Below are 969 nucleotides of genomic sequence, written 5' to 3'. Positions count from 1 at the left end.
CGGACAAGGCTGATCAGCTGGGTATAGCCGTCGACCTCCTGGTTCCCCGCGGTCCAGGTGATCCGGCGGGAGGTGCGCCAGTCGTCGTGCCGCGACGCGACGGCGATGCCGAAGGCGAGTCCGGTGGGAACCCATCCCGCGTGTATGAGTTTGGCGAAGTCCTGGCCGCTCAGGTGCGAGGTGAAGGGCTGACGCGGACGGATGCGCGAGTGGGCCCGGACCGCGGTGCCGAGCGCGGTGAACTCCAGGCCCCCTGCGGGGAATTCACCGATCCGCAGCTTCACCCCGACGATCCCGTCGCCGCCGAGCGCGCGGCACTCGGCCACTGCCCGGGTCAGCGCCAGCCTGCGCGCCGCGTACATCGACTTCACCAACTGCGAATAGGACGAAGTCCACGGCGAGGACGGTATCTTCGCGCCGTCCTCGACCGACCACGCGCCCGGGCAGCCCCAGGCTCCGGTGTACCCGATATTGAGGACGACCGTGCCGAGCACCTGCCCGACCGGCTCGAACCCGACANNCGTGAACAGGGCTTCGGCCTCCTCGTCGCTGATGCCCTCGGGCACGAAGCGTCCGCTCCACTGCACCTCGGCGGCGTCCGGGCGGCCGGGCAGGGCGTGCACGCGCAGGGTGGAGAGGTAGCCGGTGACGGGGAAGGGCGCGTGGAGGATCGCGTAGTCGTAGGAACGCTCCTCCGAGCTGAAGGACGTCAGCTGCTCGGTGATCACTTCACCGTCCGCATTCGTCAGACGGCGTGCGCGGCCGCCCTGCTCGGAGACGCTCTGGGGGATGTACGGAAGCCAGTCCGGAAGCGAGTGGAAGCCGCCGATGAGGTCCCAGACGGTGTCAGGGGAAGCGGGGACGATCCGGGTGACGGAAGTGGATGCCATGGTGCGGGTCCTTGTGCGGTAGTGGGGGGTGAGGTGCCGGGCCGGGGGCTCAGGCGCCGCTGGGGAGCGGGGCGTCGGC

General features: G+C 70.1%; 1 protein-coding gene and 1 pseudogene. Both read right to left on the bottom strand.

Going from position 1 to position 969, the window contains the following annotated elements; translation table 11 throughout:
- Positions 1 to 362 (bottom strand): heavy metal-binding domain-containing protein (locus J0695_RS44705; RefSeq protein WP_242553756.1); only part of this gene is annotated, 362 nt, incomplete at its 3' end.
- Positions 363 to 515: 153 nt separating this feature from the next.
- A pseudogene (locus tag J0695_RS44700) lies at positions 516 to 890 on the bottom strand (SRPBCC family protein); the annotation flags it as partial.
- Positions 891 to 969: the final 79 nt, after the last annotated feature.

This window comes from Streptomyces beijiangensis, assembly GCF_017315755.1.
GTDB lineage: Bacteria > Actinomycetota > Actinomycetes > Streptomycetales > Streptomycetaceae > Streptomyces > Streptomyces beijiangensis.
This window is presented reverse-complemented; position numbering and strand designations above follow the sequence as displayed.